This is a genomic window from Caulobacter sp. GW822-FHT01G02, from assembly GCF_058802865.1.
Genome location: NZ_JBXAON010000007.1, coordinates 274,131 through 297,425 on the forward strand (window position 1 = coordinate 274,131; position 23,295 = coordinate 297,425).

A 23,295-nucleotide genomic window follows, 5' to 3' on the forward strand; every position below is an offset into this window, starting at 1 on the left:
GACTTGCAGAAAGACCTTGGTCTCATCGCGCCCACAAATCCAATTGATTGTTTCTCTGGACGAGATCGATCTTCCCTATGGGATTCCGCGCGGTTTGCGCGGTAAGCCTCGCCGCATGACCGCCTCCGCCCAAAGCCCCACGGGGATCCTCCCCGACGCCGTCGCCACCAACTGGGTCGATCGCCACGCGCCCGAGCGCCTGCGACCCTGGCTGAAGCTGGGCCGGTTCGACCGTCCGGCGGGAATCTGGCTGCTGATGCTGCCCGGCTGGCAAGGCATCGCCCTGGCGGCCGCCGAGCAGGGCCGCTGGCCCAATCCACTGCTGCTTCTCGCGGTGTTCATCGGCGCGGCGCTGATGCGGGCGGCCGGCTGCGCGTTCAACGACATCGTCGACCGCGATTTCGACGCCCAGGTGGCCCGCACCGCCATGCGCCCAATCCCGGCCGGGCTGATCACCGTCAAGCAGGCCTGGCTGTTCCTGATCGGCTGCAGCCTGGTCAGCCTGATGATCCTGCTGACCCTGGGCTGGGTGGCGATCGGGCTGGGCGTACTGTCGCTGGGTCTGGTGGCGGGCTATCCGTTCATGAAGCGGATCACCTGGTGGCCGCAGGCCTGGCTGGGCCTGACCTTCAACTGGGGCGCCCTGCTGGGCTACGCCGCCGCCACCCACCACCTGTCCTGGTCGGCCGCCCTGCTCTACGCCTCGGGCGTCTTCTGGACCCTGGGCTACGACACGATCTACGCGATCCAGGACATCGAGGACGACGCCCTGGCCGGCATCAAGTCCTCGACCCGACGCCTGGGCGACCACGTCCAGATTGGCGTGGCGGGCTTCTACCTGGCGAGCTTCGTCTGCGTGGTCGCGGCCGGCTGGGTCGGAAACATCGGGCCGCTGTTCCTGCCCTTGGCCGCCTTCTTCGCCCTGCACCTGTCGCGCCAGGCGGCCGCCGTCCGCATCGACGACGGCCAAGGCGCGCTGAAGCTGTTCAAGTCCAACGCCGTGGCGGGACTGATCGTGTTCGCGGGGCTGGTGGCCGGACTGTGGAAGCCGGGCGTGCGGTTCTAAGAGCCCCTTCCCACTCGCGGGAAGGGGTTGGGGATGGGGGCGCCGGCTCCGTATCGGCCGGCCCGAAACGCTGGCTCCCCCACCCCCGCCCCTCCCCGCAAGGGGGAGGGGTTCAGATCAGAACGGCCCTTGCTGGTACACCCGCTCCATCACCGTGTTCAGCTGGCGAATGCGGTTGTCGTAGCTGCGCGCCAGGCAGGCGCGGTTGCCGCCGCAGGTCTTGCGCGCCGCCAGCCACGCGCGCTGGTCGTCCATGATCGCGCCGCGACCGCCCATCGGCACGAGATGGCGGGTGATCCCGTAAAGCTGGTCCATCCGCACGTCCTGGTCGTTGAGATCGCGGTTGGCGCAGATCGCCTTCTCGTCCGCGGTGCGGGCCTTGCGGCAATCGAAGCTGGCGGCGGCGGCGGGCGTCGCGCCAATGGCGAAAACACCGGCGCAGACAGCGGTCAGAACGAAAGCGGGGATCAGTCGGCGCATGGGTGGCTCCAAATGTGACGTCGGGTCATCCTGTCAGGCCTAAGCTGAATGTGCGATGATCGTTCCATGGCCGTCGCCCCCCGCGTCAAACCGCAGGATCTGTTCACGCCCGACGAATGGACGCGGATCTCCGCGCGCTCGTCCTGGCGCGGGATCTTCATGGTCGCCCACGCCTGGGCGGTGATCATCGCCGCCGGGGCGCTGTTCGTCTTCTTTCCCAACCCGCTGACCTACGTGCTGGCCGTGATGCTGATCGGCGCGCGGCAGCTGGGCCTGGCCATCCTGATGCACGAGGCCGCGCACGGCGGGCTGCATCCGAACCTCAAGGTCAACGACTGGCTGGGCGAGTGGCTGTGCGCCGCCCCGACCGGCGCGTCCCTGGCCAGCTATCGCCCCTATCACCTGACCCATCACAAATACGCCCAGCAGGCCGAGGATCCGGACCTGATCCTGTCGGCGCCCTTCCCGACCACGCGGGCCAGCCTGCGCCGCAAGATCATCCGCGACCTGACCGGCCAGACCTTCTTCAAGCAGCGGTTCGGACCGCTGCTGGGCAAAATGAAGGGGGATCAGCCGAAAGGCGCGATCTTCGCCGGCGAGGTGGCCCGGCAGAAGCCGTTCCTGCTGTGGAACCTCGGCATACTGATCGTGCTGTCGACGCTCGGCCTCTGGTGGGCCTGGTTCGCCCTGTGGATCGTGCCGATGGCGACCTGGTTCCCGCTGGTCACGCGCCTGCGCAACATCGCCGAGCACGCCCTGGTGGCCAAGGACGAGCCCGACCCGTTCCGCCACGCCCGCACCACCCACGCCAACTGGATCGAGCGCGCCCTGATCGCGCCCTATCACGTCAACTTCCACGCCGAGCACCACCTGTTCATGCACACCCCGTGCTGGAACCTGCCGATGGCGCACCGGCTGCTGGAGAAGAAGGGTCTGACGTCGGGCATGCTGACCGCTCCGGGCTACCTGACCGTGCTGAAGGCCGCCTCTAGCAAACCGGTCGCCGCCTGAGGCCCGCCCTCGTCCTTCGACAGGCTCAGGGTGAGGACGACTTCAACGTCACGGTAGAAATCCTCATCCTGAGCCTGTCGAAGGACGAGGATTTCGGCTCCCCAGCCGAAGCCCTGGATGCTCTAAGCGCGCCATGATCGTCCAGACCCTGGAAGGCCGCCGGGCCTTCATCCGCGACAACACCCGCTTCCAGCCGACGCCACACGCGCCGGAACTGTCGCTTCACCTGGCCGACGAGATCACGCCGATCTGGAAGCTGACCGAGGAGGCGCTGGAAGAGATCGGCCTGCCGCCCCCCTTCTGGGCCTTCGCCTGGGCGGGCGGCCAGGCCCTGGCGCGCTTTATCCTCGACAACCCCGAGACCGTCGCCGGCAAGCGCGTGATCGACTTCGCCACCGGCTCGGGCATCGTCGCCATCGCGGCGATGAAGGCCGGCGCGGCCAGCGTGCTGGCCGCCGATATCGACGTCTTCTGCGAGGCCGCCATCGGCCTGAACGCCGAGGCCAACGGGGTCGCGGTGGCCTTCACCGATGTGAATCTTCTCGATGCTCCGCCGCCGGCCTGCGACGTGCTGCTGGCCGGCGACATCTGCTACGAGAAGCCCATGGCCGAGGCTGTGATGGACTGGCTGCGGCAAGGCCGGGCCGCCGGCGCGACGGTGTTCATCGGCGATCCGGGCCGCACCTATTTCCGCAGGGACGACCTGGTGAAGCTGGCCGAGTATCAGGTCGAGACCACCCGCGAGCTCGAGGACTTCGCCGTGAAGCGCACGAGCGTCTGGACTCTGCCCTAGCGGCGAACTAGAACATTTAGAGAACATCGTTTTCGGGAGAGCACCCATGCGTGAGGACGGCAAGATCGACTATATCGAGTGGCCGGGCGGCGACCTGCCGGCGACCAAGGGCTTCTATTCGGCCGCCTTCGGCTGGAGCTTCGTCGACTACGGCCCCGACTATGTCGCCTTCGAGGGCCAGGGCGCCGATGGCGGCTTCGCCAAGCCGCAGGAGGGCGCGACCGACCGTCCGCTGGTGATCCTCTACGCCCACGACCTTGAAGCCATGCTGGGCAAGGTGACGAAGGCCGGCGGCGTTGTCACCGCCCCGATCTTCAGCTTCCCTGGCGGACGCCGCTTCCACTTCACCGATCCATCCGGCAATGAACTGGGCGTGTGGAGCGCGACGGGGGTCGAGTAGATATGCATCTGGCGAGCGTGAGCATCTTGCTGTTGGCGACGGCCGGAACCGCCTGGGCGGACGATCCGCCGCCGGCGCCCGTGCCGGCCGAGGTCGGCGCGCTGCAAGGCTGCTGGCGCGGCGCGGGCGAGGTCATGGGCAAGGCGGTCGAGATCACCCTCGCCGCCAAGCCCGTCGCGCTCGGAACCATGCTGACGGTGGACGCCGACAGTCGCGCCAAGGCCGATCCCAAGGATCGCTACGCCGCCCACCTGGTGTTTGGCGGTCGGGGCGCGGCGCTGAAGGGCGGTGAGCCCGCCGGCGTGTCCGGCTTCTGGTCCGACAGCTTCGGGGGCGACTTCACCGCCGTCGGCCAGGGCGCGGCCCAGCCGGGCGGGTTCGACATCGCCTACGCCTATCCGGACGCCAGCTACGTCAACCGCTGGCGGCGCGACGGCGACCGGCTGACCTGGACCATCGTCGCCCAGAGCGGGGCCAAGGAAGCGCCGTTCGCCCGCTACGAGCTGACCCGGACGAGCTGTCCCGCGTAGCGCCGCCCCATCAAACCGTCACACGGCATCGCTACCGTCCGCCTCCTGACGATCAAGCTCACTTCGGGCAGGGACGGATGGGCGACAAGAGCTGCGGCGACTGCGGCCTGTGCTGCAAGGTTCTGGCCATCGAGGCCCTGAACAAGGCCGACGGCGTCTGGTGCTCGCACTTCAGGAAGGGCGGCGGCTGCGGCCACTATGAACTGCGGCCCCAGGCGTGCCGGAGCTTCATGTGCCTGTGGATCACGCCCGAAAGGCTGGGCGACGCCTGGCGGCCCGACAAGGCCGGCTTCGTGATGTACGCCGACCGCGACGGCAAGCGCCTGAACGTCGTCGTGGACGCCGGCAAGCCCGCCAGCTGGAAGCGCGAGCCGTACTATTCCTACATCAAGAACATGTCCCGCCGGGCCCTGGACGGTTACGAGCTGGTGGTCTGCATCGGCGACCGCCGCATCGTGGTGTTCCCGACGGAAGAGATCGACCTGGGGGTCCTGCCGCCCGACCGCAAGCTGGTCAGCGGCTATGTCGAACGCGACGGCGGCCTGACGCCGTTCGCCATGGTGCTGGCCGACGCGGACTAGAAGCGCGGGTGGAACTTTCTCGGGCTCCACCCGAAATCCCGCATCGCCGCCGAGCTGTCGAAGGTCAGGTCCTGGCCCATCCGCGCGCCCATGGCCACGGTCGCGCCCGGGTAGAACGGCTTGGCCAGCCGCATGATCAGTCCAAACAGCCAGGTCGGCATCGGCAGGCTGCGCGGAGTCTTGCCCAGGCCCTCGAAGATCCGGTCGACCATCAGGCGGTAGGTCACGGTCTCGCCGCCCACCAGGTCATAGGCCCGGTTCATCGTCGCAGGCGCGTGGGCGGCGGCCAGCGCTCCAGCCGCCAGGTCCTCGGCATGGACCGGCTGGCGCAGGCCCGCGCCGTCGCCTGATAGCGGCATGACATGGAAGCGGCGGATCAGGCGGGCGATGCGGCTGACGTTCTCGTCGTGGCCCTCGTCATAGATCAGGGTCGGCCGCAGGATGGTCCAGGCGACGCCGTGCCCGGCGCACCAGGTTTCGACCGCCGCCTCGGCCTCCGCCAATGTCCGCGCCACCGCCCGCTCGCCCTCGTCCGGCGAGTCGACCTTGGTGAAGCGGCTGGTCGAGGAGAAGGCGATCAGCCGCTCCATGCCGCGCGCCTTCAGCGCCGGCAGCGCCGTCGGCAGCAGCCAGATCGGCGACAGCGCGAACACCGTCGCCGCCACCGGCAGCCGCTCGTCCAGATCGGCGTCCTTCAGGTCACCACCGATCCAGCAGGTCTCCTCGGTCGGCGGGCGCCGGCTGAACGCCGTCGGATCCAGGTCCTCGGCCTTCAGCCGCGCCAGCAGGTGACCGCCGATCAGGCTGGTCGCGCCCAGCACCAGGACCGGCGTCTTCAGGGTGTTCTCAGCGTCCATTCCCCACATATAGTCGTGCTGGGGAAGAGAGCCCATGACCTACGACGACGTCAGAGCGTTCGCGCTCAAATTGCCCGGGGTCGAGGACGGGACCGCCTATGGCCGGCCTTGCCTGAAGGCGCACGGCAAGTTCCTGACCCGCCTGTTCGAGGACGGCGAGAGCCTGGTCTGCCCCGCCGTGCCGTCCGATGAACGCGAGATGCTGATCGAGGCCGAGCCGGACGTCTTCCATGTCACCGATCACTTCAGGAACTACCCCTACGTCCTGGTCCGCCTGCCCCATGCCCATCCGGGCACGGTCGAGCGGCTGGTCACCCGGCAGTGGCGAGCCACCGCGCCGAAGAAGGTGCTGAAGGCCTGGGACGAAACCCATCCGACGGAGACCCTGCCTTGAGGATCAGGGCCGCGCGGGCCTTCGCCGTGGTCTTCATCGCCCTCTCGCGCGTTCGCACCAAGGTGGCGCTGGCCAAGCCAGAGCCTATATCCGCCTGACGTCTTCCCAGGAGTTCTCCATGTCCAAGCTCGTTCCCGCCATCCGCTCGGGCGACGTCCTGATGCCCGCCCTCGGCTTTGGCACCTGGCAGCTGGAGAACGGTACGGCCGTCCCCCTGGTCGAGAAGGCCCTGGAGGTCGGCTATCGCCATATCGACACCGCTCAGATCTACGGCAACGAACGCGATGTGGGCGCCGCCCTCAAGGCCAGCGGCGTCAAGCGCGACGAGATCTTCCTGACCACCAAGGTCTGGATCGACAAGTTCCACGACGGCGACCTGCAGCGCTCGGCCGAGAAAAGCCTGGAAAAGCTGGGTGTCGACCATGTCGACCTGCTGCTGCTGCACTGGCCCAAGCCCGAGGTGCCGCTGGCCGAGACCCTGAAGGCGCTGAACGAGGTCCAGTCGCGGGGCCTGACCCGCGCCATCGGCCTGTCGAACTTCCCATCGGTTCTGCTGGAAGAAGCCGCGAAGCTGTCGGAAGCCCCGATCGCCAACGATCAGGTCGAGTATCACCCCTACCTGTCGATCAAGACCCTGAAGGCCAAGGCCGACGCCTTGGGCGTCTCGATCACCGCCTGGTCGCCGCTGGCCCAGGGCAAGGTCGCCCAGGATCCGGTGCTGGTCGAGATCGGCCGCGCCCACGGCAAGACCCCCGGCCAGGTCACCCTGCGCTGGATCATCCAGCAGGGGATCATCGCCATCCCCCGCACCAAGAACCCGGCGCGGATCGAGGAGAACTTCGACATCCTCGACTTCAACCTGTCCGACGACGAGATGACCCGGATTCACGCCCTGGCGCGACCGGATGGGCGGCTGGGGGACTGGCTGGACAAGGCCTACGCGTGGGACGCGGCGTAGGATCTAGGTACCGCTATATCGACCCTAGACTCGCCCTGAGGCCCTCACCAGTGCACGTAGCATTGAACATTGTCGCGAGACGAACTGATGAATGAGCCTGTCAAAGAGCCACTATCGCGTCCGCCTGGTTGGGGCGACGACACGCTTACCGCTTACATGGAACACGCGGCGCGTCACCGCTGGGCGACTTTCGCTCACTACCAGTTAGTGATGCGAGATCTTGCATCCATCGACTCGCAGTTCGTGCCACTTGATGGATTGCGAGATCCAACGAATGTAGTCACGCCTCATCTCGGCTTCAGAAGCCATGCAAATTTCAGGGCGGCCTGTGAGCATGCACTCGCGGGTCAATTGGGCGACATGTTTCCGATGGTTCGAGCCTCTCTTGAGGCGGCAGCCTATGCGGTACACCTGAATGACGATCCGGTACTGACGGAGGCGTGGCTACGCCGCCACGATGATGGAGGCATGAAGGCATTCAAAGAGAACAAGTTCAGCCAAACCTCTGTCCGTACTAGCGTTGCGCGGCACGATCCCGATTTGGCGGCGCTATACGGAGAACTGTACCAACAGGCTATCGACTTCGGTGCGCACCCTAACGAACGCGGACTCAGTGTTAATGCGAGGTCAGTATCGCACGAAGAAGGGAAGCGGTTCCTGCTCGTATATCTGCACGAAAACGGCCCTGCGCTTAAGTTCGCCCTGCTTACGGCATTGGAGACGGGGGCTGCAGCCCTAGCACTATTGAGGCTCGTCTTTCCGGCCTCCCTTGGGGCCGACGAACCGATCCACCGCGAGCTTCGTGCAAGGCTACGCGCCAGCCGGGTTAGACTAACAACTTCAACCGAACTCATGCAATCAGCCGAGTGAGGTCTACGCCCCACCAAAACTCCGTCCGTTTTCAGACGAAGCCGGTTTCATCCTGCCTTGAAAGCGCCTAGGTAAGCCTCAACCTGAGCATAACTGACCAGGGCCATCAGGATTAGGACGGGGACGATGGACGACGCGGGCGCCGGCTTGCAGGCGACGATGGCGGGGATGGGCCGGACGGCTCGCGAGGGCGCGCATGCGCTCCGCCTCGCCACGCCAGAGCAGCGCACCGCCGCCATCCAGGCCATGGCCGCCGCGATCCGCGAGGACGCCGTCGCCATTTTGACCGCCAACGCCAAGGACCTGGGCCGCGCCGAGGCCAATGGCGTCTCCGGCCCGATGCTGGACCGCCTGGCCCTGGACGAGGCGCGGCTGGAAGACGTCGCCGCCGGGGTCGAGGCCGTGGCCGCCATCCCCGATCCTGTCGGTGTCGCCACCGCGCGCTGGACCCGGCCCAACGGCCTGGACATCAGCCGCGTGCGCACACCGATCGGCGTCATCGCCATGATCTATGAAAGCCGCCCGAACGTGACCGCCGACGCCGCGGCGCTGTGCGTGCGCTCGGGCAATGCGGTGATCCTGCGCGGCGGGTCGGAGTGCATCCACTCCAACCTGGCGCTTCACGCTTCGATAGAACGCGGTTTGAAGGCCGCTGGCCTTCCCGCCGCCGCCGTCCAGATCGTCAAGACCCCCGACCGCGCCGCCGTCGGCGCCCTCCTCTCGGGCCTGGACAAGGCCATCGACCTGATCATTCCGCGCGGCGGCAAGAGCCTGGTCGCCCGCGTCCAGGCCGAGGCCCGCGCCCCGGTCCTGGGCCACCTGGAAGGTCTCAACCACGTCTTCGTCCACGCGGCCGCCGACGTGAAGAAGGCCGTCGACATCGTCGTCAACGCCAAGCTGCGGCGGGTGTCGGTCTGCGGCTCGGCCGAAACCCTGCTGGTCGACAAGGCCGCCGCCGAAAAGCTTCTCCCGCCGATCGCCGACGCCCTGATCCGGGCCGGCTGCGAACTCCGGGGTGACACGGCTGCGCGCGCCATCGAGCCCACGATGAAGAAGGCCACCGTCGAGGACTGGACCACCGAATATCTGGCCCCGATCCTGGCCGTGGCCGTGGTCGACGGCGTGGCCGGCGCGGCCCGGCACATCGCGGCCTATGGCTCGGGCCACACCGACGCGATCGTCACCGAGGACGCCGGCGCCGCCGACGCCTTCGTGGCCGAGGTCGACAGCGCCATCGTGCTGGTCAACGCCTCGACCCAGTTCGCCGACGGCGGCGAGTTCGGCTTCGGGGCCGAGATCGGCATCGCCACCGACAAGCTTCATGCCCGCGGCCCGGTTGGGGCCGAGCAACTGACGACGTTCAAATATGTGGTTCGCGGGACCGGCCAGACTCGTCCCTGAGGCCGGCCGGCCCAACGCTCAGCGTCTTGGCTTCCACCTGGAACCGGGCATGCGCGTCGGCCTGTTCGGCGGCAGCTTCAACCCGGCGCACGAGGGCCACGCCCACGTGGCCGAGACCGCCATGCGCCGCCTGGAGCTGGACCGCGTCATCTGGCTGGTGTCGCCACAGAACCCGCTCAAGTCCTCGCACGAGACCCGCCCCGTGGCCGAGCGAATGGCCAATGCCCGCCGCTGGGCGCGCGGCTCGGGCATGATCGTCTCGGACGCCGAGACGCGCCTGGGTTCGCGGTACACCATCGACACCCTGCGGGTGCTGCGGGCGCGCTATCCCGGCGTGAAGTTTGTCTGGGTCATGGGCGCCGACAGCCTGGCCACCTTCCATCGCTGGCGCGGCTGGACCCAGATCATGCGCGAGGTTCCGGTCGCCGTGATCTCCCGCCCCTGGATCGCGCTGAAGGCCCGCACCTCGCCGGCCGCCCGCCGCTTCGCCTTCGCCCGCTGGCCCGCCAGCGCCGCCGCCAGACTGCCCGACGCCAAGTCGCCGGCCTGGGTCTACCAGACCGGACCGCTGAACTTCGCCTCCTCCACGGCTATGCGGTCACGGCAAAAGGGCTGAAAGCCAAGCTTTCGGGCGTTGCGTGAACGCCTCAGGGGCGCCGACGAATCGGCGTTCGGCCATCACCCCCTCACTTCCGGCTCAATTCCGTGCTATGGAAGATATCCACAGCGAACCCATAAGGAGCAATCCGCTGCGTAGCGACCCCGCGCTTAGTGCGCACGAAGGCCTGGCCGGCGCCGAGTCATCGACTGAATCCCCGGGCCTGAGTCTGCCCCTCGATCTCAAGGCGCTGGAGCGCCTGATCCTGGAACGTCTGGATGACGACAAGGCCCAGGACATCGTCCACATCGACTTGGCGGACAAGAGCTCGGTCGCCGACAGCCTGATCGTGGCGTCGGGCCGTTCGCACCGTCACGTCGGCGCGCTGGCCGACCACCTGCTGCGGGCGCTGAAGGAAAACGGCTACGGCAAGGCGCGGGTCGAAGGCCTGCCGCATTGCGACTGGGTGCTGATCGACGCCGGCGACGTCGTCATCCACCTGTTCCGTCCCGAAGTGCGCAGCTTCTACAACATCGAGAAGATCTGGGCGGTCGACGCACCGCACCGCACCGCGGCGAACTGATAGCGCCAGGCGACCTCGCCCTTCGACAAGCTCAGGGTGAGGTCTATTGATGCGCGTTCTTGAGATCCTCGCCCTGAGCCTGTCGAAGGGCGGGGATCTCAACGCACTCCCCCGATGAAGATCACCATCCTCACCGTCGGAAAGCTCGGCCGCATGGTCGAGGCGCAACTGGCCGTGGACTATGCGTCCCGCGCCACGGCGTCCGGCCGCGCCCTGGCCCTGGGGCCGGTCGAGATCCTCGAGGTCGAGGCCCGCAAGCCCGGCAAGGCGGCCGAGGCCGAGGTGCTGCGCCCGCACCTGGAGGGCGCGCACGTCATCGCCTGCGACGAGCACGGCAAGGTCCGGCCCAGCCGCGCCTTCGCCGACCACCTGGCCCGCCTGCGCGACGACGGGACGCGGCGGGTAGTGTTCCTGATCGGCGGGGCCGACGGCCTGGATCCCTCGATCCTGGCCGCCGCCCACGAGACCATGGCCTTCGGCCCCCAGACCTGGCCGCACGCCCTGGCCCGGGCCATGCTGGCCGAGCAGGTCTATCGCGCCGCCACCATCCTGTCGGGCTCGCCCTATCACCGCGACTAGGGCTAAAGGTTGGGCGATGCCCCGCTCGCGACTCGTCATCGCCGTTTGCGCCCTGGTCCTCGCCGTCCCGACGGCCGTGGTCGGCTGGCAGCGCGCTGACCGCATCGTCGAGGACCAGCGGGCCAGGGATCGCCAGACCGCCATCGACACCCGTCGCGAGATCGAGGATCTGCGCGCCGAGCTGGACCGCCTGGACCACGCCCGCATCGCCGCCGGCGGCGACGTCGACGCCAAGCGGGCCCGGCTGGAAGCCTTGAACGCCCGCGAGAACGCCATCCTGGCCGACCTGGGCGCCAACCGGCAGCGGCTGTCGCTGCTGCTGTCGGCCCTGCAGCTGTTCCGCCGCGATCCGCCGCCGGCGCTGCTGGTGACGCCGAACGATGCGCGCGATGCGGTGCGGGCCGCGATCCTGATCCGGGCCATGACGCCCGAGTTGCAGAAGCGCGCCGAGGCCTACGGCCGCCAGGCCGTGGCGGTCGGGACCCTGCGCCGCGAGGCCGCCGCCGCCTCGGCCGAACTGTTCACCGCCGAGAGCGCGGTCGCCGACCGCAAGGGCGAGATCGAGCGGCTGATCATCGAGAAGACCCAGCTGGAGCGGGCCTATGCCCAGGAAGCCCTGACCCAGCAGAATGAGCTGCGCACCCTGGGCGCCCTGACCGACGGCCTATACGCACCAGGAGGGGGTAGGGTCGAGGCCACCGGGCCGCTGGTGCTGCGACGTCCCGCCGCCGGCGAGATCGTCCGCCGTTTCGGCCAGGACATGCCGGCCGGCGGCAAGTCGCCCGGCCTGACCGTGCGCACGGAGAAGGGCCTGACCGTCACCGCTCCCGTCGCCGGAACCGTCGAATATGCCGGCGCGCTGAGCGGCTGGGGCGCGGTGCTGATCCTTCGCGCCCAGGGCGCCTATCACGTGGTCGTGGCGGGCCTCGACCAGATAACGGCCTCACCCGGACAATCTGTCGCGGTCGGCGCCCCCATTGGGAAGATGCCGGATCATGTATCTTCCGAGCCGGAACTCTATCTAGAGGTTCGGGAGAACGGCGCGCCGGCCGATCCGGAGCGTTGGCTCAAACAGGAGTCGCGGTAGACGGCTTTTTCAGTAATGGTGGCCGTAATTATACCTCCGGCCTCTGACAGTGGTTGGGTGGGGCTAAATTCGGTTGCGACGCCGCGCGTCGCGTAGGGAGCCTTCCGGGCCTTAATGCGCAAGTACCTGCTCATCGGCGTTTCCGCCTTCGTCCTCGGCGCGGGGGCCATGGCGTATGTCAGTCCCATCGCCCAGGCCAACAACGCGCCTAAGACCAAGACCTACAAGATGCTTGAGCTGTTCGGCGACGTGCTGGGCACGGTCGAGGACCAGTACGTCACCGAGGTCGACGACAAGAAGCTGATCGAAGCGGCCCTGGACGGCATGCTGACCAGCCTCGACCCGCACTCGGGCTATCTGGCGCCCGACGCCTACGAGGACATGCAGGACACCACCCGCGGCGAATACGGCGGTCTCGGCCTGGAAGTGACCAGCGAGGACGGCGTCGTGAAGGTGATCTCGCCGATGGACGGCACTCCGGCCTCCCGCGCCGGCGTCCAGGCCGGTGACTACATCACCGCCGTCAACGGCCAGAGCGTGCTGGGCCTGACCGTCAACGAGGCGGTCAAGCAGATGCGCGGCCAGCCCGGCGAGGCGGTCACCCTGACCATCGCCCGCGACAAGACCGATCCGTTCGACGTCAAGCTGGTCCGCGAGGTGATCAAACCCAAGGCCGCCATCGCCCGCATGGAAGGCGACTATGGCTACGTCCGCCTGCCCGGTTTCAACGAGAAGGCCACCGACGCCCTGGTCGCCTCGATCAATGATCTGAAGGCCAAGAACCCGAAGATGAAGGGCCTGATCCTCGATCTCCGGAACAATCCGGGCGGCCTGCTGGACCAGGCGGTCGGCGTGGCCGACGTGTTCCTGGACGGCGGCGAGGTGGTCAGCCAGCGCGGCCGCGATCCGCGCAACATCCAGCGCTACAACGCCCGCCCGGGCGACCTGCTGAACGGCATGAAGATGGTCGTGCTGATCAATCAGGGCTCGGCCTCGGCCGCTGAGATCGTCGCCGGCGCCCTGCAGGACCGTCACCGCGCTGAACTGGTCGGCCTGACCAGCTTCGGCAAGGGTTCGGTGCAGACGGTGATCCCGCTGCGCGGCGGGGCCGACGGCGCCCTGAAGCTGACCACGGCCAAGTACTTCACGCCGTCGGGCCGCTCGATCCAGAAGACCGGCATCGCCCCGGACCTCGAGGTCGCCCAGACCCGTGACCAGGCCCAGGACATCGCCAACCGCGTCTGGTTCAGCGAGGCCAGCTTCAAGAACGCGCTGAACGCCGACGAGGGCAAGAGCCGCGTGGGCGTCCACACCCCGGCCGAAGCCCCGCCGACCGCCTTCGACGACAAGAAGGGCGACTTCCAGCTGCAGCGCGCCATCGCCGTGCTGAACGCCGGCGGCGTCGCCAATACGCCGAAGCTGCCCAAGCCGGCGGCCAAGGTCGCCGAGGTCACCGCCAAGGCGGCCGCCGCGGCGAGCGGCAAGCCGGTCAGCGAGAACAAATAGGGCTTCGCCTGCCTCGATCCGATCAGCGCCGCTCCGGGCAACCGGGGCGGCGCTTTTCGTTCGACCTTAAGCCGCCTTGGCCGCCTCGGCCGCGCGCAGCAGGCGCAGGACGTTGCCGCCCCAGATCTTGGCCAAGTCGTCGCGGGTGTAGCCCTCGGCCAGCAGGCGCTCGCTGATCTTCCAGTAGTCCGAGGCGTCGTTCAGACCGGTCACCCCGCCGCCGCCGTCGAAGTCGATGCCGATCCCGACGTGGTCGACGCCGGCCACCTTCAGCGCGTGGTTCAGGTGGTTCATGAAGTCCTCGAAGGTCGCCTTCGGAACGGGGTACTTGGCGTCGATCGCCTTCATCTCGGCCATGAAGCCCGCGCGTTCGGCCTCGGTCATCTTGGCCCGCGCGCCCGCCTTGGCCCGCAGCGCCGCCATGGCCGCGTCGCGCTCGGCGTTCTTGGGCGTCTCGATCAGATAGCTGGAATAGGCGTCGACCTGGATGACGCCGCCGCTGGCCGCCAGGGCCTTGATGCGGGCGTCGTCGACATTGCGCGGATGGTTGAACACCGCCTTGCAGCCCGAGTGGGTCAGGATCACCGGCGTCTTGGACAGGGTGATCAGCTGGTCCAGCACCTCGTCGGACGAGTGCGAGCCGTCCAGCACCACGCCCAGGCGGTTGGCCTCGGCGACGAACTGTTTGCCCAGCGGCGACAGGCCATGCCACTCGGGCGTGTCCGTCGAGCTGTCGGCCATGTCGTTGTTCTTGAAGTGGGCCAGGCCCGAGATCCGCACGCCCAGCGCGTAGAAGGTCGACAGCAGGGTGACGTCGCCATCCATCGGATAGCTGTTCTCGACGCTGACGAAGACCACGCGCTTGCCCTGGGCGGCGATGCGCTCGGCGTCGTCGGCCTTCAGGGCCAGGGCGAACTTGTCGCCGTGCTTGGCGACCATTTCGTGGATCTCGACGCCGCGGATGATCGCCGCGTCGCGGGCGGCGCGCGTGGCCTCGGGCGTGCGTGGCCCCTGGTTGGTGAAGATGGCGAAGAAGCCGCCGTCCAGCCCGCCCTCGACCATGCGCGGATAGTCGATCTGCGAGCCGTCCTTGTCGGCCGAATGGCGATCGAGAATGTCCCAGCCCGGCCGGCCGAAATTGGCGGGGGTGTCCAGGTGGGTGTCGAGGGTCAGCAGGCCCTCGTGCAGCTTGCGCGCGGCGGCCGGATCGGCGGCCCAGGCCGTCATGGGCGCGGCGCCGGCGACCAGGGCCAGGGCGGCGGTCGTGGCGAGGAGGAAACGGGTCATGAGTACGCTCGAAAAGGGTCCGGCCGGCCTTTGCAGAGGCCGACCGGAGGGCGGGGACTAGAAGTCGGCGGAGATCGTGAACTGGATCGTGCGCGGCGGGGCCGGACGGAAGCTGGCCGGCGTGTTAACCGTGGTGTTGATCGTGCCCAGATAGTCCTTGTCGAACAGGTTATCGATGTTGACCCGCGCCTTGACCTGGCTGAACGGCCCGGCCGCGAAGCCGTCGCCGATATCGATATAGGCGTTGACGATGGTGTAGCCGCCGACCTTCTCGCTGTTGACGAAGTTGGTGAAGCGGCTCTCCAGGTGGCGGGCCGAGACGTTCATCAGCAGGCCATCGAACGGCTCCAGCGTCACGCCGCCCTGGAACACCCAGTCGGGGAAGTCCGGCACCTTCTTGCCGGCGACGGCCAGGGTGACCGGCGCGGCCGTGGTGCTGGCGCGGTAGTTCAGGACGTCATCCTGGAACTTGGCGTCGTTGTACGAGACGTTGGCGTTGAAATAGGCCTTGCCGGCGAAGATCTCCGGCTTCCACTGGCCGCTGAACTCGACGCCCTTGGCCTTCACCGCCCCGACGTTCTGGTAGAAGGTCTCGGTCGTGCCGCCGCCGCCGGGCACCAGCGAGGCGAAGGCCTGCAGGCGGTTCTTGAACTCGGTCTGGTAGGCCACGATCGAGGCGTTGAACGTCTTGTGGTTGGCGCGGTAGCCCAGCTCCCAGTTGGTCGAGGTCTCGGGATCGGGGCCGGCGACGGTCGGGCTGGCGGCCGAGAAGATGTCGTCGGCGCCGCGCGGCAGGGCCATGTTCTCGGAGTACGAGGCGAAGATCTGGTCGCGGCCGGTCACGCTGTAGACCGCGCCGACCTGGGGCAGGAAGCTGTCCTTCCAGTTGTCCTTCAGGATCGGGTGTCGGCCGTTGATGTAGTCCAACGGATTGCGATAGCCGGCGATCTTGTAGTCGATGTCGGTGGCCTTGAAGCCCAGCTCCAGCTTCAGCTTGGCGTCCAGCAGGGTGACGGTGTCCTTGACGAAGAACTGCTTGGTCTCGCGCAGCGACTTGTAGTCGCGCTGGGCGTGGACCCGCTCGTTGAACAGCGGCTTGCCGTCGGGATTGCCGTTCTCGACGTTGTAGCGGTTCTGGGTGCGGTGATAGTCGTCGTTCTCCAGCCAGAGGCCGGCCTCGATCTTGTTGAAGCCGAGGCGCCAGGCGACCTTGGCGGTGACGCCCTTGCGGATGCCGTCGATGCCGGAGAGGCCGTACTGGATGCCGCGCGGGGCGACGATGCCGGCCACCTTGCCGACCTCGGCGTCATAGCTGGACTTAGAGGTCGAATAGGCCTCGGGCGAGACGCCGTAGCCGCCCTTGTCCTCGTAATAGGCCGTGGTGGTCAGGTCGAAGTTGTCGGTGATCGGCGTGTTCAGCGTCAGGCCGTACAGGTGGTCCTTCCGCTTGTTGACCGCGAACTTGTAGTACTGGGCGTAGTTGGCGTTGGAGTACGGCACCCCCGCCACGGCTTCCGGCAGGCTGCCCGTCGGGATCGACAGCGGCGTACCGAACGGGACCGAGGTCGGCACCGCGCCCAGATAGGCGAAATAGCGCCCCTGGCGGCCGAACACGTCGCCCGCCGTCCCGGCGTACTGAGCCTTGGTGATCGACGGGCTGTCATAGTCGAAATAGTCGTTGTGGACGGTCTGGAAGCTGATGTCGCCGCCGTTGGGCAGGTCGTACTTCAGCTTGCCCTCATAGTGCTTGCGATCGATCGTGCCCGGGCCGCGCCACAGGTCGCCCTTGATCCAAGAACCGCTGACATAGCCCGACAGCGGACCCACCTTGCCCGACTCCAGGCGCAGGAAGGTGCGGCGCAGGTCGTCGCTGCCGAAGGTCTGGCTGATCGCGCCGCCCATCTCCTCCGACGGGGCCTGGGTGAAGTAGTCGACGATGGGTCCCAGCGAGGCATAGCTGGGCAGGGCGACGTCGCCGGCCCCGGCCGAGGCGGTCACCCGCAGCAGGTTCTCGTTGTCGACATAGCGATAGATCGGGCTGCCGCCGAACTGGTCGCTGCGGCCCATCGGGATGCCGTCCAGCAGGAAGCCGATCTGCTGGAAGTTGAAGGCCCGCACCGAGACCGAGTTGCCGAACTCGTACATGCCCAGGGCGTCGTTGGCCTGGACGTTGAAGCCCGGCAGGCTCTCCAGCATCTTCAGGCCGGTGATCCCCGCCGGCGCGGACAACAGAGCCTCGCGGGTGATCGAAACGGTGGCCGTGGCGTGGTCGGTGCCGATGGCGACGCTGGCTTCCGACAGGCGCTTGCCGGTCACCACGACGGTTTCCAGTTCGGCCGCCTTGTCGGCTTCCTGGGCCAGGACCGGCGTGGCGCTTCCCAGAACCGAGGCGGCGAGCAGCAGCGCCCTAAGACGAACGGCGGCGTGTGCAGGTATGCGAGTGGTCATGACTATCCCCGATCATTTTGACCAGGGCAACGTCATCAACGCCTCATCGCAGGTAAACTAAGAATTTCTCGGATCGCATCCACATAATCACAAAGTGGAAACGTTACGCATCCATGTTCGATTTATGAACACTTCGAATATATTCATTTTATATACCTAACAGATATCTCACGAAAGTCGCACACGACGATCGCGTTCATTACGTTTCGCTATATCGATATGGAAATGCCTAGATCTGCATTGGCGCACGCGTGGGTCTGAGCGGGCCGGGACGGCTCGCCTTCGCACCCCCGCTGTCCTTGGGCCTGAGAGATTCAGCGCCCCGTCTCCGATGGACGGGCGGTCGCCTTGCTCCTTCGGCGAGGGCGTTACGCGCCCTGCTTTCCAGCGTTCAACATCTCGCGCGGTCCTTCTGCTTGAGCGTTTCCGGGGCGGTTTCGCCTTCAGCGCCGGGCCGGGGCCCGATCTCTCCCGCGAGAGGACTCCAGGGAAGGAGCCGGGGCCGCGCCCGTCAACCGATCAGACCGCCCGCAACCGCACTCAGCGTTCAACGCCTGCGGCGATTGCAGAAAACGCCAATTTCAGCGGCGCCCGCGTCGCCGCGCCGCGGCCAGAAGGTCATCAGAACGCCATACGGCCATACCTCGTTAACCATATATTCGAAGCTTGCCCGCTAGCCTTAAGAGGTCATGGCCGTATCCTTTTCGCGTAAGCCCGCCTATGCCGCCGCCGCGCCCGCTCCGGGCGGGTCCGGTGACCTGCGCGCCAAGCTGATGGCCGCGGTCAGCAATCCCTTCATCGGCGCCAGCGGCGCGGCCTGCCTGTTCCTGGCCTCGCTGGCGACGCTGGTTCTGATCACCAGCGACCCGCACGCCGGCTCGCCGGTGATTCGCCTGGAGCTGACCAAGATCGGCGCCACCAAGAACGCGCCGGAGGGCTGGCGCGAGGGCTTGGGCGGCGAGGATCCGCACGGGGCCGAACTGGCGCCCGGCCAGTTGGACCTGTCGGCCAATCCCTTCGCCCCGGTGAAGCCCGAAGAGGGCAAGGCGCCGGCCGCCGAGGGCCTGCAGAACCTGCCGCCGATCCAGCAGGGCCCGGGCCTGGCCCAGGCCCCGATCGCCGGCCTGACCGCGCCGGGCCCCGGCGGCGGCCCTCTGCCGATCATCGGCGCCGACGGCCGCACCGCGGCCGAGGCCTATGCTCGCCCCTTCACGCCCAACGGCCGCCCCAAGGTGTCGATGGTCATCGGAGGGCTCGGCCTCAACGCCCAGACCACCCGCGCGGCGATCGAGACCTTGCCGGGCGAGATCACCCTGTCCTTCGCGCCCTATGCCGAGGGCCTGCAGGGCTGGATCGACCTGGCCCGCGCCCATGGCCACGAGGTGCTGCTCGAGACCCCGATGGAGCCGGCCGACTATCCGGCCAACGATCCGGGTCCCTACACCCTGATCGCCGCCAACAGGCCCGAAGACACCGTGCGCAAGCTGGAATGGCTGATGTCGCGCGCCACCGGCTATTTCGGCCTGTCGAACTATCTGGGCGCCCGCTTCGTCGACAACGACCAGGCGATGGCCACCTTCAACGGCGTGCTCAAGTCGCGGGGCCTGGCCTTCGTCGACGACGGCCTGGCCGCCCGCCGCGCCGGCCCGATCCCGCGCGCCTCGGCCGACCGCGTGATCGACGACGAGCTCTCGGCCGGCGCCATCGACACCCAGCTCAAGGCCCTGGAGACCGGCGCCGCCGGTCGCGGACAGGCGCTGGGCTCGGGCTTCGCCTATCCGGTGACGATCAACCAGGTGCGTATCTGGGCCGCCGGCCTGCAGGCGCGCGGCATGCAGCTGGCCCCGGCGTCAGCCCTGGCGCACCGCTAGAACTCGTGGAAAAAGGCTCGGCATGACCGAGCTCGACCATCCCAAGCACCGACCGAACGTCGGCGTCGTCCTGTTCCATCCGGACGGCCGCGTCTGGCTGGGTCGCCGCCACAAACAGCCCCCGCCCTACAACTGGCAGTTCCCGCAAGGCGGTGTCGACGAAGGCGAGGACCTGGAGGCCGCCGCCCGGCGCGAGCTGGCCGAGGAGACCGGCGTCAGCTCCGTCGAACTTCTGGGCCGCACCGAAGGCTGGATCACGTACGACTTTCCGCCCGAGGTGCTGGCCAACGAGAAGCGCTCGCGCGGCTGGCTGGGGCAGAAACAGGTCTGGTTCGCCTATCGCTTCATCGGCGACGAGGCCGAGATCGATCTGGAAGCGGACGCGCACGTCGAGTTCGACGCCTGGAAATGGGGCAGGCTCGACGAAGCACCCGAACTGATCGTACCCTTCAAGCGCGGGGTCTACGAAGCTGTGGTCGCCGCGTTCCAGGAGTTCGCGCGCGGCGGCTGATCTCCCGCGCTGGGGAGTATCGAATGGCGAATACGGTCCTGCTGATTCACGGCTATGGCTGCGCGGGGGACGTCTGGGGTCCCGTCGCCGCGCGGCTGAAGGCCGAAGGCTATCGCGTGGAGGCGCCGACCATCCGATCGGCGGTGCGCACGGTCGAAGGTCCGCGCGCGGGTCTGGTCGGCCTCTCTCTGGCCGACTATGTCGCCGAGATGAGCGCCCTGGCCCAGACCCTGGCCAAGGAGACCGGCAAGAAGCCGCTGGTCTTCGGCCATTCGATGGGCGGGCTGATCGCCCAGAAGGTCGCCGAGGCCGGCCACGCGTCGGCGCTGGTGCTGTTCGCCCCGGCCTCGCCGGCCGATGCGCGCGGCAAGCCCAAGCTCTCTCCGGTCTTCACCTTCCTGAACATGGCCCTCCGATCCAAACCCGAGACCCGGGCGGGCAAGATGTGGAAGACCGGCTTCAAGTTCGGCGTCATGAACGCCGTGCCGGCCGAGCGTCACGACGCGCTCTACGCGACGATGGTCTATGACAGCGGCCAGGCGCTGGCCGACCTGGCCTGGCCGCACAAGGACGTCCACAAGACGGCCTACGTCGACGAAGCCAAGGTGACCGTGCCGATCCTGATCAATGCCGGCGCCCTGGACCGCACCACGCCGCTGGACGACGTCCAGCGCCTCGGCCGCAAGTACCCGCAGGCCGACCTCAAGATCTATCCCAACAACGCCCATTATCTCATAGACGAGCCCAACACGATGAAGATCCTCGACGACGTGATCGCCTGGCTGACGGGCAAGAAGCAAACCCCGGCCGCGACGGCGGCTCCGGCCCCCGCCCCGGCTCCGGCTAAGCCGCCCGAACCCGCGCCGACGCCCGCGCCCGTGAAGGCGGCGGAACCGACCCCGGCTCCGGCTCCAGCTCCGGCGCCCGCGCCGACCCCGGTGGCGGCGGCTCCCGCCCCGGCGGCCGAGAAGCCCGCGCCGAAGAAGGCGGCGGCTCCCAAGGCCGCCGCCAAGCCGAAGGCCGAGGCGAAACCCAAGGCGCCGGCGAAGGCCGCGCCCGCCAAGACCGAGGCCGCGCCGAAGCCGGCCGCGAAGGCTCCAGCCGCCAAGGCTCCGGCCAAGGCCGCCGCCGCGCCGAAGCCCGCCGCCAAGGCCGCTCCGGCCCCGAAGGCCGCTCCGGCCGCCAAGCCCAAGGCCCCCGCCAAGCCGAAGGCCGAGGCCGCTCCGGCTCCCGCCAAGGCCGCCGCGCCGAAGGCCGCTCCGAAGGCCGCGGCCGCGAAACCGGTCGCCGCCAAGGCCGCGCCCAAGGCTGCCGCTCCCAAGGCCGCCGCCGCCCCGAAGGCCGCGGCTCCGAAAGCAGCCGCCGCGCCCAAGGCCGCCGCCAAGGCCCCTGCGACAAAGACGGCCGCCAAAACCTCGCCCAAGGCGAAGTAGAGCGTGTAGGCTGCTCCCCGCCGGCTGCTTCGTCGGCGGGGTTTCTTTAGGGCGTTCATGCGCGCACCCGTGATCATGGTCCACGGCGCCTTCTGCGGCGGCTGGACCTTCGACGCCTTCCGCGCGCCGTTCGAGGCGGCGGGTCATCGCGTGCTGACGCCCGACCTGATCGGTCATGACGGTCAGAGCAGCGCCGCCGGTGTCTCGATGAGCGACTACGCGCGCCAGATCGCGCGCCTTATCGAGACCTGCGAGACGCCGCCGATCGTGGTCGGCCACTCGATGGGCGGCCTGGTCGCCCAGATGGCCGCCAGCCGCGCCAAGGCCGCCAAGCTGATCCTGCTGGCCCCCTCCGCGCCCTGGGGCGTCTCGGGCGCGAGCCTGGAGGAGGCGGTCTCGGCCGTCAGCCTCTACAGCCTCGGCCCCTACTGGCTGCAGGCCATCGCGCCGGACTATGGCGTGGTGCGGCGCTACAGCGTCGACCGCCTGCAGCGCCCCGAGCGAAAGGCGATCTTCGCCCGCATGACGGCCGAGAGCGGCCGGGCCCTCTGGGAAACGCTCAATTGGTGGCTGGACCCGTTCATGACCACCTCGGTCTCGGCGCCGGGCTGTTCCGTGCTGGCGATCGCCGGCGGCCAGGACGTCATCCATCCGCCCGCCACGGTCCGCCAGACAGCCGCGCGCCTGGGCGGCGGCGTCGAGGTGTTCCCCGAGATGAGCCACTGGCTTCCCGGGGAGCCGGGCTGGGAAAAGGTGGCGGAACGGTGCCTGGCGTTTATCGCTGACGAAGGCCGGGCAGCGGCTTAAGCCGTCGGCGAGAACACCTTCAGCCCCAGGATCCCGGCCACGATCAGGCCCAGGCAGACGAGCCGGGCGGCCGTCGCCGGCTCCTTGAACAGCACGATGCCGACAATGGCCGTGCCGACCGCGCCGACGCCGGTCCAGACGGCGTAGGCCGTGCCCAGAGGCAGGGTCTTCACCGCCCAGCCCAGCAGCCCCATGGACAGCACCAGGCTGACCGCCGTCAGCGCGATCGGGATCGGCTTGGTGAAGCCCTCCGTGAACTTCAGGCCCACGGCCCAGCCCACTTCGAAGACGCCGGCGATGAGGAGAATGATCCAGGCCACGACGAGCCCCTTTCCTGAAAAGGTGGGGTCGTCCCCGGACAATCGGCCTTCGCGAAAAGCAAAAGGCGCGGGGGTCGTCCCCCGCGCCTCGCCTAGATAGATCGCGCCGCCCCGAAGGGCAACCAACGGGCCTTAGCGGCTGGTGGTGCTGTAAAGGATCTGGGCGCGTTCGAAGTTCTTGCCGACCGAGGTTTCGTCGGTCTTCTTCAGCCGCATGAACACCAGACCGGCGTGGCCGCCAGCCCAGGCGTCGTCCCACGACACGGTGAAGCGGCGGAAGTCGCTACCGACCGTCTGGTCGTTGCGGATCAGGCGCAGCTGCGGGCTGTTTTCCCAGGTGGCGTAGTCGTGCAGGGCGTTGGCCAGTTCCTGAGCCTGCTCGGGGGTCTGCGCGTAGTCGATGGTGATCGTGCAGACGTTCTTGTTCGAGCCCGGGTTGTCCAGGGTGATGTTGTAGGGCTTCTCGAGCGCGAAGACCCACTGTTCCTTCTTCTTCTTGAAGCCGTAGTCCTTGACCAGCTGCGCGAAGTCGCCGCCGGCGACCGACGGCTTGCAGACCTTGTCCAGCACGTCCATCAGGCGGACCGACAGCGGGTCGGTGGTGCGCGGACCGCGAACCGGAGCGGTATAGGTTTCGGCCGGAGCGGCGCTGGCGGCCGGCGCGGCGACGGGCGGCGCGGCTTGATCAGCCGGAGCGGCGGCGGGAGCGGCCTGATCGGCCGGGGCTGGCGCGGCGGCCGGAGCCGGAGCGGGCGTGGCGGCGGGAGCGGTGGTTTGCTCCTGAGCAACGGCGGCGGTCGAGACCGCACCGAGGGCGATCAGGCTGGCGAGCGCAAGGCGCATAGGCTGGATATCCCCAACAAGACGAGAGGTCGGCATTAAAACCGACGGACGGTCCCTCGCAACCCTTATGGCTACGGATTA

At 68.1% G+C, this 23,295-nt stretch carries 25 protein-coding genes, 2 pseudogenes and 1 riboswitch; of the genes and pseudogenes, 19 read left to right on the plus strand and 8 right to left on the minus strand.

The window, feature by feature from the left end; translation table 11 throughout:
- Positions 1-115 precede the first annotated feature (115 nt).
- Positions 116-1,066 carry a 4-hydroxybenzoate octaprenyltransferase gene (ubiA, locus tag AC1RNC_RS20930; protein ID WP_492888186.1) on the plus strand — a complete coding sequence of 317 codons (951 nt, stop codon included), beginning with the start codon at positions 116-118 and terminating at the stop codon, positions 1,064-1,066.
- A 117-nt stretch (positions 1,067-1,183) separates the two neighbouring features.
- On the opposite strand, the gene AC1RNC_RS20935 is transcribed toward ubiA, so the two are convergent.
- Complete coding sequence (locus tag AC1RNC_RS20935) at positions 1,184-1,546, minus strand: lysozyme inhibitor LprI family protein (RefSeq protein ID WP_492888187.1); 363 nt, start codon at positions 1,544-1,546, stop codon at positions 1,184-1,186.
- 66 nt (positions 1,547-1,612) lie between these two features.
- Between AC1RNC_RS20935 and AC1RNC_RS20940 the strand changes: the two genes are divergently transcribed.
- Entirely contained in the window at positions 1,613-2,557 is a 945-nt protein-coding gene (locus tag AC1RNC_RS20940; RefSeq protein ID WP_492888188.1) for a fatty acid desaturase family protein, read from the plus strand.
- Here AC1RNC_RS20940 and AC1RNC_RS20945 read toward each other — a convergent pair.
- Positions 2,543-2,676, minus strand: a pseudogene (locus tag AC1RNC_RS20945) (hypothetical protein); the annotation flags it as partial. The gene AC1RNC_RS20940 and the pseudogene AC1RNC_RS20945 sit on opposite strands and share 15 nt — an antisense overlap.
- A gap of 14 nt (positions 2,677-2,690) precedes the next feature.
- On the opposite strand from AC1RNC_RS20945, the gene AC1RNC_RS20950 reads away from it, so the two are divergent.
- The 4 genes from AC1RNC_RS20950 to AC1RNC_RS20965 all read left to right on the plus strand — a co-directional run bounded on the left by AC1RNC_RS20950 (position 2,691) and on the right by AC1RNC_RS20965 (position 4,861).
- Positions 2,691-3,350, plus strand: coding sequence for a class I SAM-dependent methyltransferase (locus tag AC1RNC_RS20950; protein WP_492888189.1), 660 nt, complete (start codon positions 2,691-2,693; stop codon positions 3,348-3,350).
- Positions 3,351-3,396: 46 nt separating this feature from the next.
- Positions 3,397-3,750, plus strand: coding sequence for a VOC family protein (locus AC1RNC_RS20955; RefSeq protein ID WP_492888190.1), 354 nt, complete (start codon positions 3,397-3,399; stop codon positions 3,748-3,750).
- Positions 3,751-3,767: 17 nt separating this feature from the next.
- Positions 3,768-4,280: a hypothetical protein gene (locus AC1RNC_RS20960; protein ID WP_492888191.1), complete on the plus strand. Its 513-nt coding sequence runs from the start codon at positions 3,768-3,770 to the stop codon at positions 4,278-4,280.
- Between the two features lie 77 nt (positions 4,281-4,357).
- Entirely contained in the window at positions 4,358-4,861 is a 504-nt protein-coding gene (locus AC1RNC_RS20965) for a YkgJ family cysteine cluster protein (RefSeq protein WP_492888192.1), read from the plus strand.
- On the opposite strand, the gene AC1RNC_RS20970 is transcribed toward AC1RNC_RS20965, so the two are convergent.
- The gene (locus AC1RNC_RS20970) at positions 4,858-5,718 is read right to left on the minus strand and encodes an NAD-dependent epimerase/dehydratase family protein (protein WP_492888193.1); all 861 of its coding nucleotides are present in this window, start codon (positions 5,716-5,718) and stop codon (positions 4,858-4,860) included. The two genes, AC1RNC_RS20965 and AC1RNC_RS20970, sit on opposite strands and share 4 nt — an antisense overlap.
- A gap of 34 nt (positions 5,719-5,752) precedes the next feature.
- Here AC1RNC_RS20970 and AC1RNC_RS20975 point away from each other — a divergent pair, with 34 nt between their 5' ends.
- The 6 genes from AC1RNC_RS20975 (at position 5,753) to rsfS (ending at position 10,522) form a co-directional block, all read left to right on the plus strand.
- Positions 5,753-6,112, plus strand: coding sequence for an MmcQ/YjbR family DNA-binding protein (locus AC1RNC_RS20975; protein ID WP_492888194.1), 360 nt, complete (start codon positions 5,753-5,755; stop codon positions 6,110-6,112).
- A 118-nt stretch (positions 6,113-6,230) separates the two neighbouring features.
- Positions 6,231-7,070, plus strand: a complete 840-nt coding sequence (locus tag AC1RNC_RS20980) for an aldo/keto reductase (protein ID WP_492888195.1) — start codon at positions 6,231-6,233, stop codon at positions 7,068-7,070.
- 87 nt (positions 7,071-7,157) lie between these two features.
- Entirely contained in the window at positions 7,158-7,940 is a 783-nt protein-coding gene (locus AC1RNC_RS20985; protein ID WP_492888196.1) for a hypothetical protein, read from the plus strand.
- 126 nt (positions 7,941-8,066) lie between these two features.
- Positions 8,067-9,341 carry a glutamate-5-semialdehyde dehydrogenase gene (locus AC1RNC_RS20990; RefSeq protein ID WP_492888197.1) on the plus strand — a complete coding sequence of 425 codons (1,275 nt, stop codon included), beginning with the start codon at positions 8,067-8,069 and terminating at the stop codon, positions 9,339-9,341.
- Positions 9,307-9,957, plus strand: coding sequence for a nicotinate-nucleotide adenylyltransferase (locus AC1RNC_RS20995; protein WP_492888198.1), 651 nt, complete (start codon positions 9,307-9,309; stop codon positions 9,955-9,957). Before AC1RNC_RS20990 ends, AC1RNC_RS20995 begins: the two co-directional genes overlap by 35 nt.
- A gap of 133 nt (positions 9,958-10,090) precedes the next feature.
- Positions 10,091-10,522 carry a ribosome silencing factor gene (gene rsfS / locus AC1RNC_RS21000; protein WP_492837582.1) on the plus strand — a complete coding sequence of 144 codons (432 nt, stop codon included), beginning with the start codon at positions 10,091-10,093 and terminating at the stop codon, positions 10,520-10,522.
- Between the two features lie 6 nt (positions 10,523-10,528).
- On the opposite strand, the pseudogene AC1RNC_RS21005 reads toward rsfS, so the two are convergent.
- A pseudogene (locus tag AC1RNC_RS21005) lies at positions 10,529-10,619 on the minus strand (hypothetical protein); the annotation flags it as partial.
- Between the two features lie 17 nt (positions 10,620-10,636).
- Between AC1RNC_RS21005 and rlmH the strand changes: the two are divergent.
- The 3 genes from rlmH (at position 10,637) to AC1RNC_RS21020 (ending at position 13,694) form a co-directional block, all read left to right on the plus strand.
- The gene (gene rlmH, locus AC1RNC_RS21010; protein WP_492888199.1) at positions 10,637-11,101 is read left to right on the plus strand and encodes a 23S rRNA (pseudouridine(1915)-N(3))-methyltransferase RlmH; all 465 of its coding nucleotides are present in this window, start codon (positions 10,637-10,639) and stop codon (positions 11,099-11,101) included.
- A 16-nt stretch (positions 11,102-11,117) separates the two neighbouring features.
- Positions 11,118-12,188 carry a murein hydrolase activator EnvC family protein gene (locus AC1RNC_RS21015; protein ID WP_492888200.1) on the plus strand — a complete coding sequence of 357 codons (1,071 nt, stop codon included), beginning with the start codon at positions 11,118-11,120 and terminating at the stop codon, positions 12,186-12,188.
- A 114-nt stretch (positions 12,189-12,302) separates the two neighbouring features.
- Positions 12,303-13,694, plus strand: a complete 1,392-nt coding sequence (locus AC1RNC_RS21020) for a S41 family peptidase (RefSeq protein WP_492888201.1) — start codon at positions 12,303-12,305, stop codon at positions 13,692-13,694.
- Between the two features lie 66 nt (positions 13,695-13,760).
- Here AC1RNC_RS21020 and AC1RNC_RS21025 read toward each other — a convergent pair whose 3' ends face one another.
- Together AC1RNC_RS21025 and AC1RNC_RS21030 are read right to left on the minus strand one after the other, a co-directional pair.
- Positions 13,761-14,981 carry a dipeptidase gene (locus tag AC1RNC_RS21025; RefSeq protein ID WP_492888202.1) on the minus strand — a complete coding sequence of 407 codons (1,221 nt, stop codon included), beginning with the start codon at positions 14,979-14,981 and terminating at the stop codon, positions 13,761-13,763.
- Positions 14,982-15,038: 57 nt separating this feature from the next.
- Positions 15,039-17,429, minus strand: coding sequence for a TonB-dependent receptor (locus tag AC1RNC_RS21030; protein ID WP_492888203.1), 2,391 nt, complete (start codon positions 17,427-17,429; stop codon positions 15,039-15,041).
- A 283-nt stretch (positions 17,430-17,712) separates the two neighbouring features.
- Positions 17,713-17,827: riboswitch (glycine riboswitch) on the minus strand.
- Positions 17,828-18,118: 291 nt separating this feature from the next.
- Here AC1RNC_RS21030 and AC1RNC_RS21035 point away from each other — a divergent pair.
- The 4 genes from AC1RNC_RS21035 to AC1RNC_RS21050 are packed head-to-tail and all read left to right on the plus strand — an operon-like array spanning position 18,119 to position 22,051.
- The gene (locus AC1RNC_RS21035; protein ID WP_492888204.1) at positions 18,119-19,300 is read left to right on the plus strand and encodes a divergent polysaccharide deacetylase family protein; all 1,182 of its coding nucleotides are present in this window, start codon (positions 18,119-18,121) and stop codon (positions 19,298-19,300) included.
- A 22-nt stretch (positions 19,301-19,322) separates the two neighbouring features.
- On the plus strand, positions 19,323-19,811 hold the full coding sequence (locus AC1RNC_RS21040; protein ID WP_492837496.1) for an RNA pyrophosphohydrolase: 489 nt from the start codon (positions 19,323-19,325) through the stop codon (positions 19,809-19,811).
- Positions 19,812-19,834: 23 nt separating this feature from the next.
- Complete coding sequence (locus tag AC1RNC_RS21045; RefSeq protein WP_492888205.1) at positions 19,835-21,244, plus strand: alpha/beta hydrolase; 1,410 nt, start codon at positions 19,835-19,837, stop codon at positions 21,242-21,244.
- A gap of 57 nt (positions 21,245-21,301) precedes the next feature.
- Complete coding sequence (locus tag AC1RNC_RS21050; protein ID WP_492888206.1) at positions 21,302-22,051, plus strand: alpha/beta fold hydrolase; 750 nt, start codon at positions 21,302-21,304, stop codon at positions 22,049-22,051.
- On the opposite strand, the gene sugE is transcribed toward AC1RNC_RS21050, so the two are convergent.
- Together sugE and AC1RNC_RS21060 are read right to left on the minus strand one after the other, a co-directional pair.
- On the minus strand, positions 22,048-22,371 hold the full coding sequence (gene sugE / locus AC1RNC_RS21055) for a quaternary ammonium compound efflux SMR transporter SugE (protein ID WP_492888207.1): 324 nt from the start codon (positions 22,369-22,371) through the stop codon (positions 22,048-22,050). The two genes, AC1RNC_RS21050 and sugE, sit on opposite strands and share 4 nt — an antisense overlap.
- Before the next feature lie 132 nt (positions 22,372-22,503).
- A complete protein-coding gene (locus AC1RNC_RS21060) occupies positions 22,504-23,250 on the minus strand; it encodes a hypothetical protein (protein ID WP_492888208.1) in 747 nt (248 codons plus the stop codon).
- Positions 23,251-23,295: the final 45 nt, after the last annotated feature.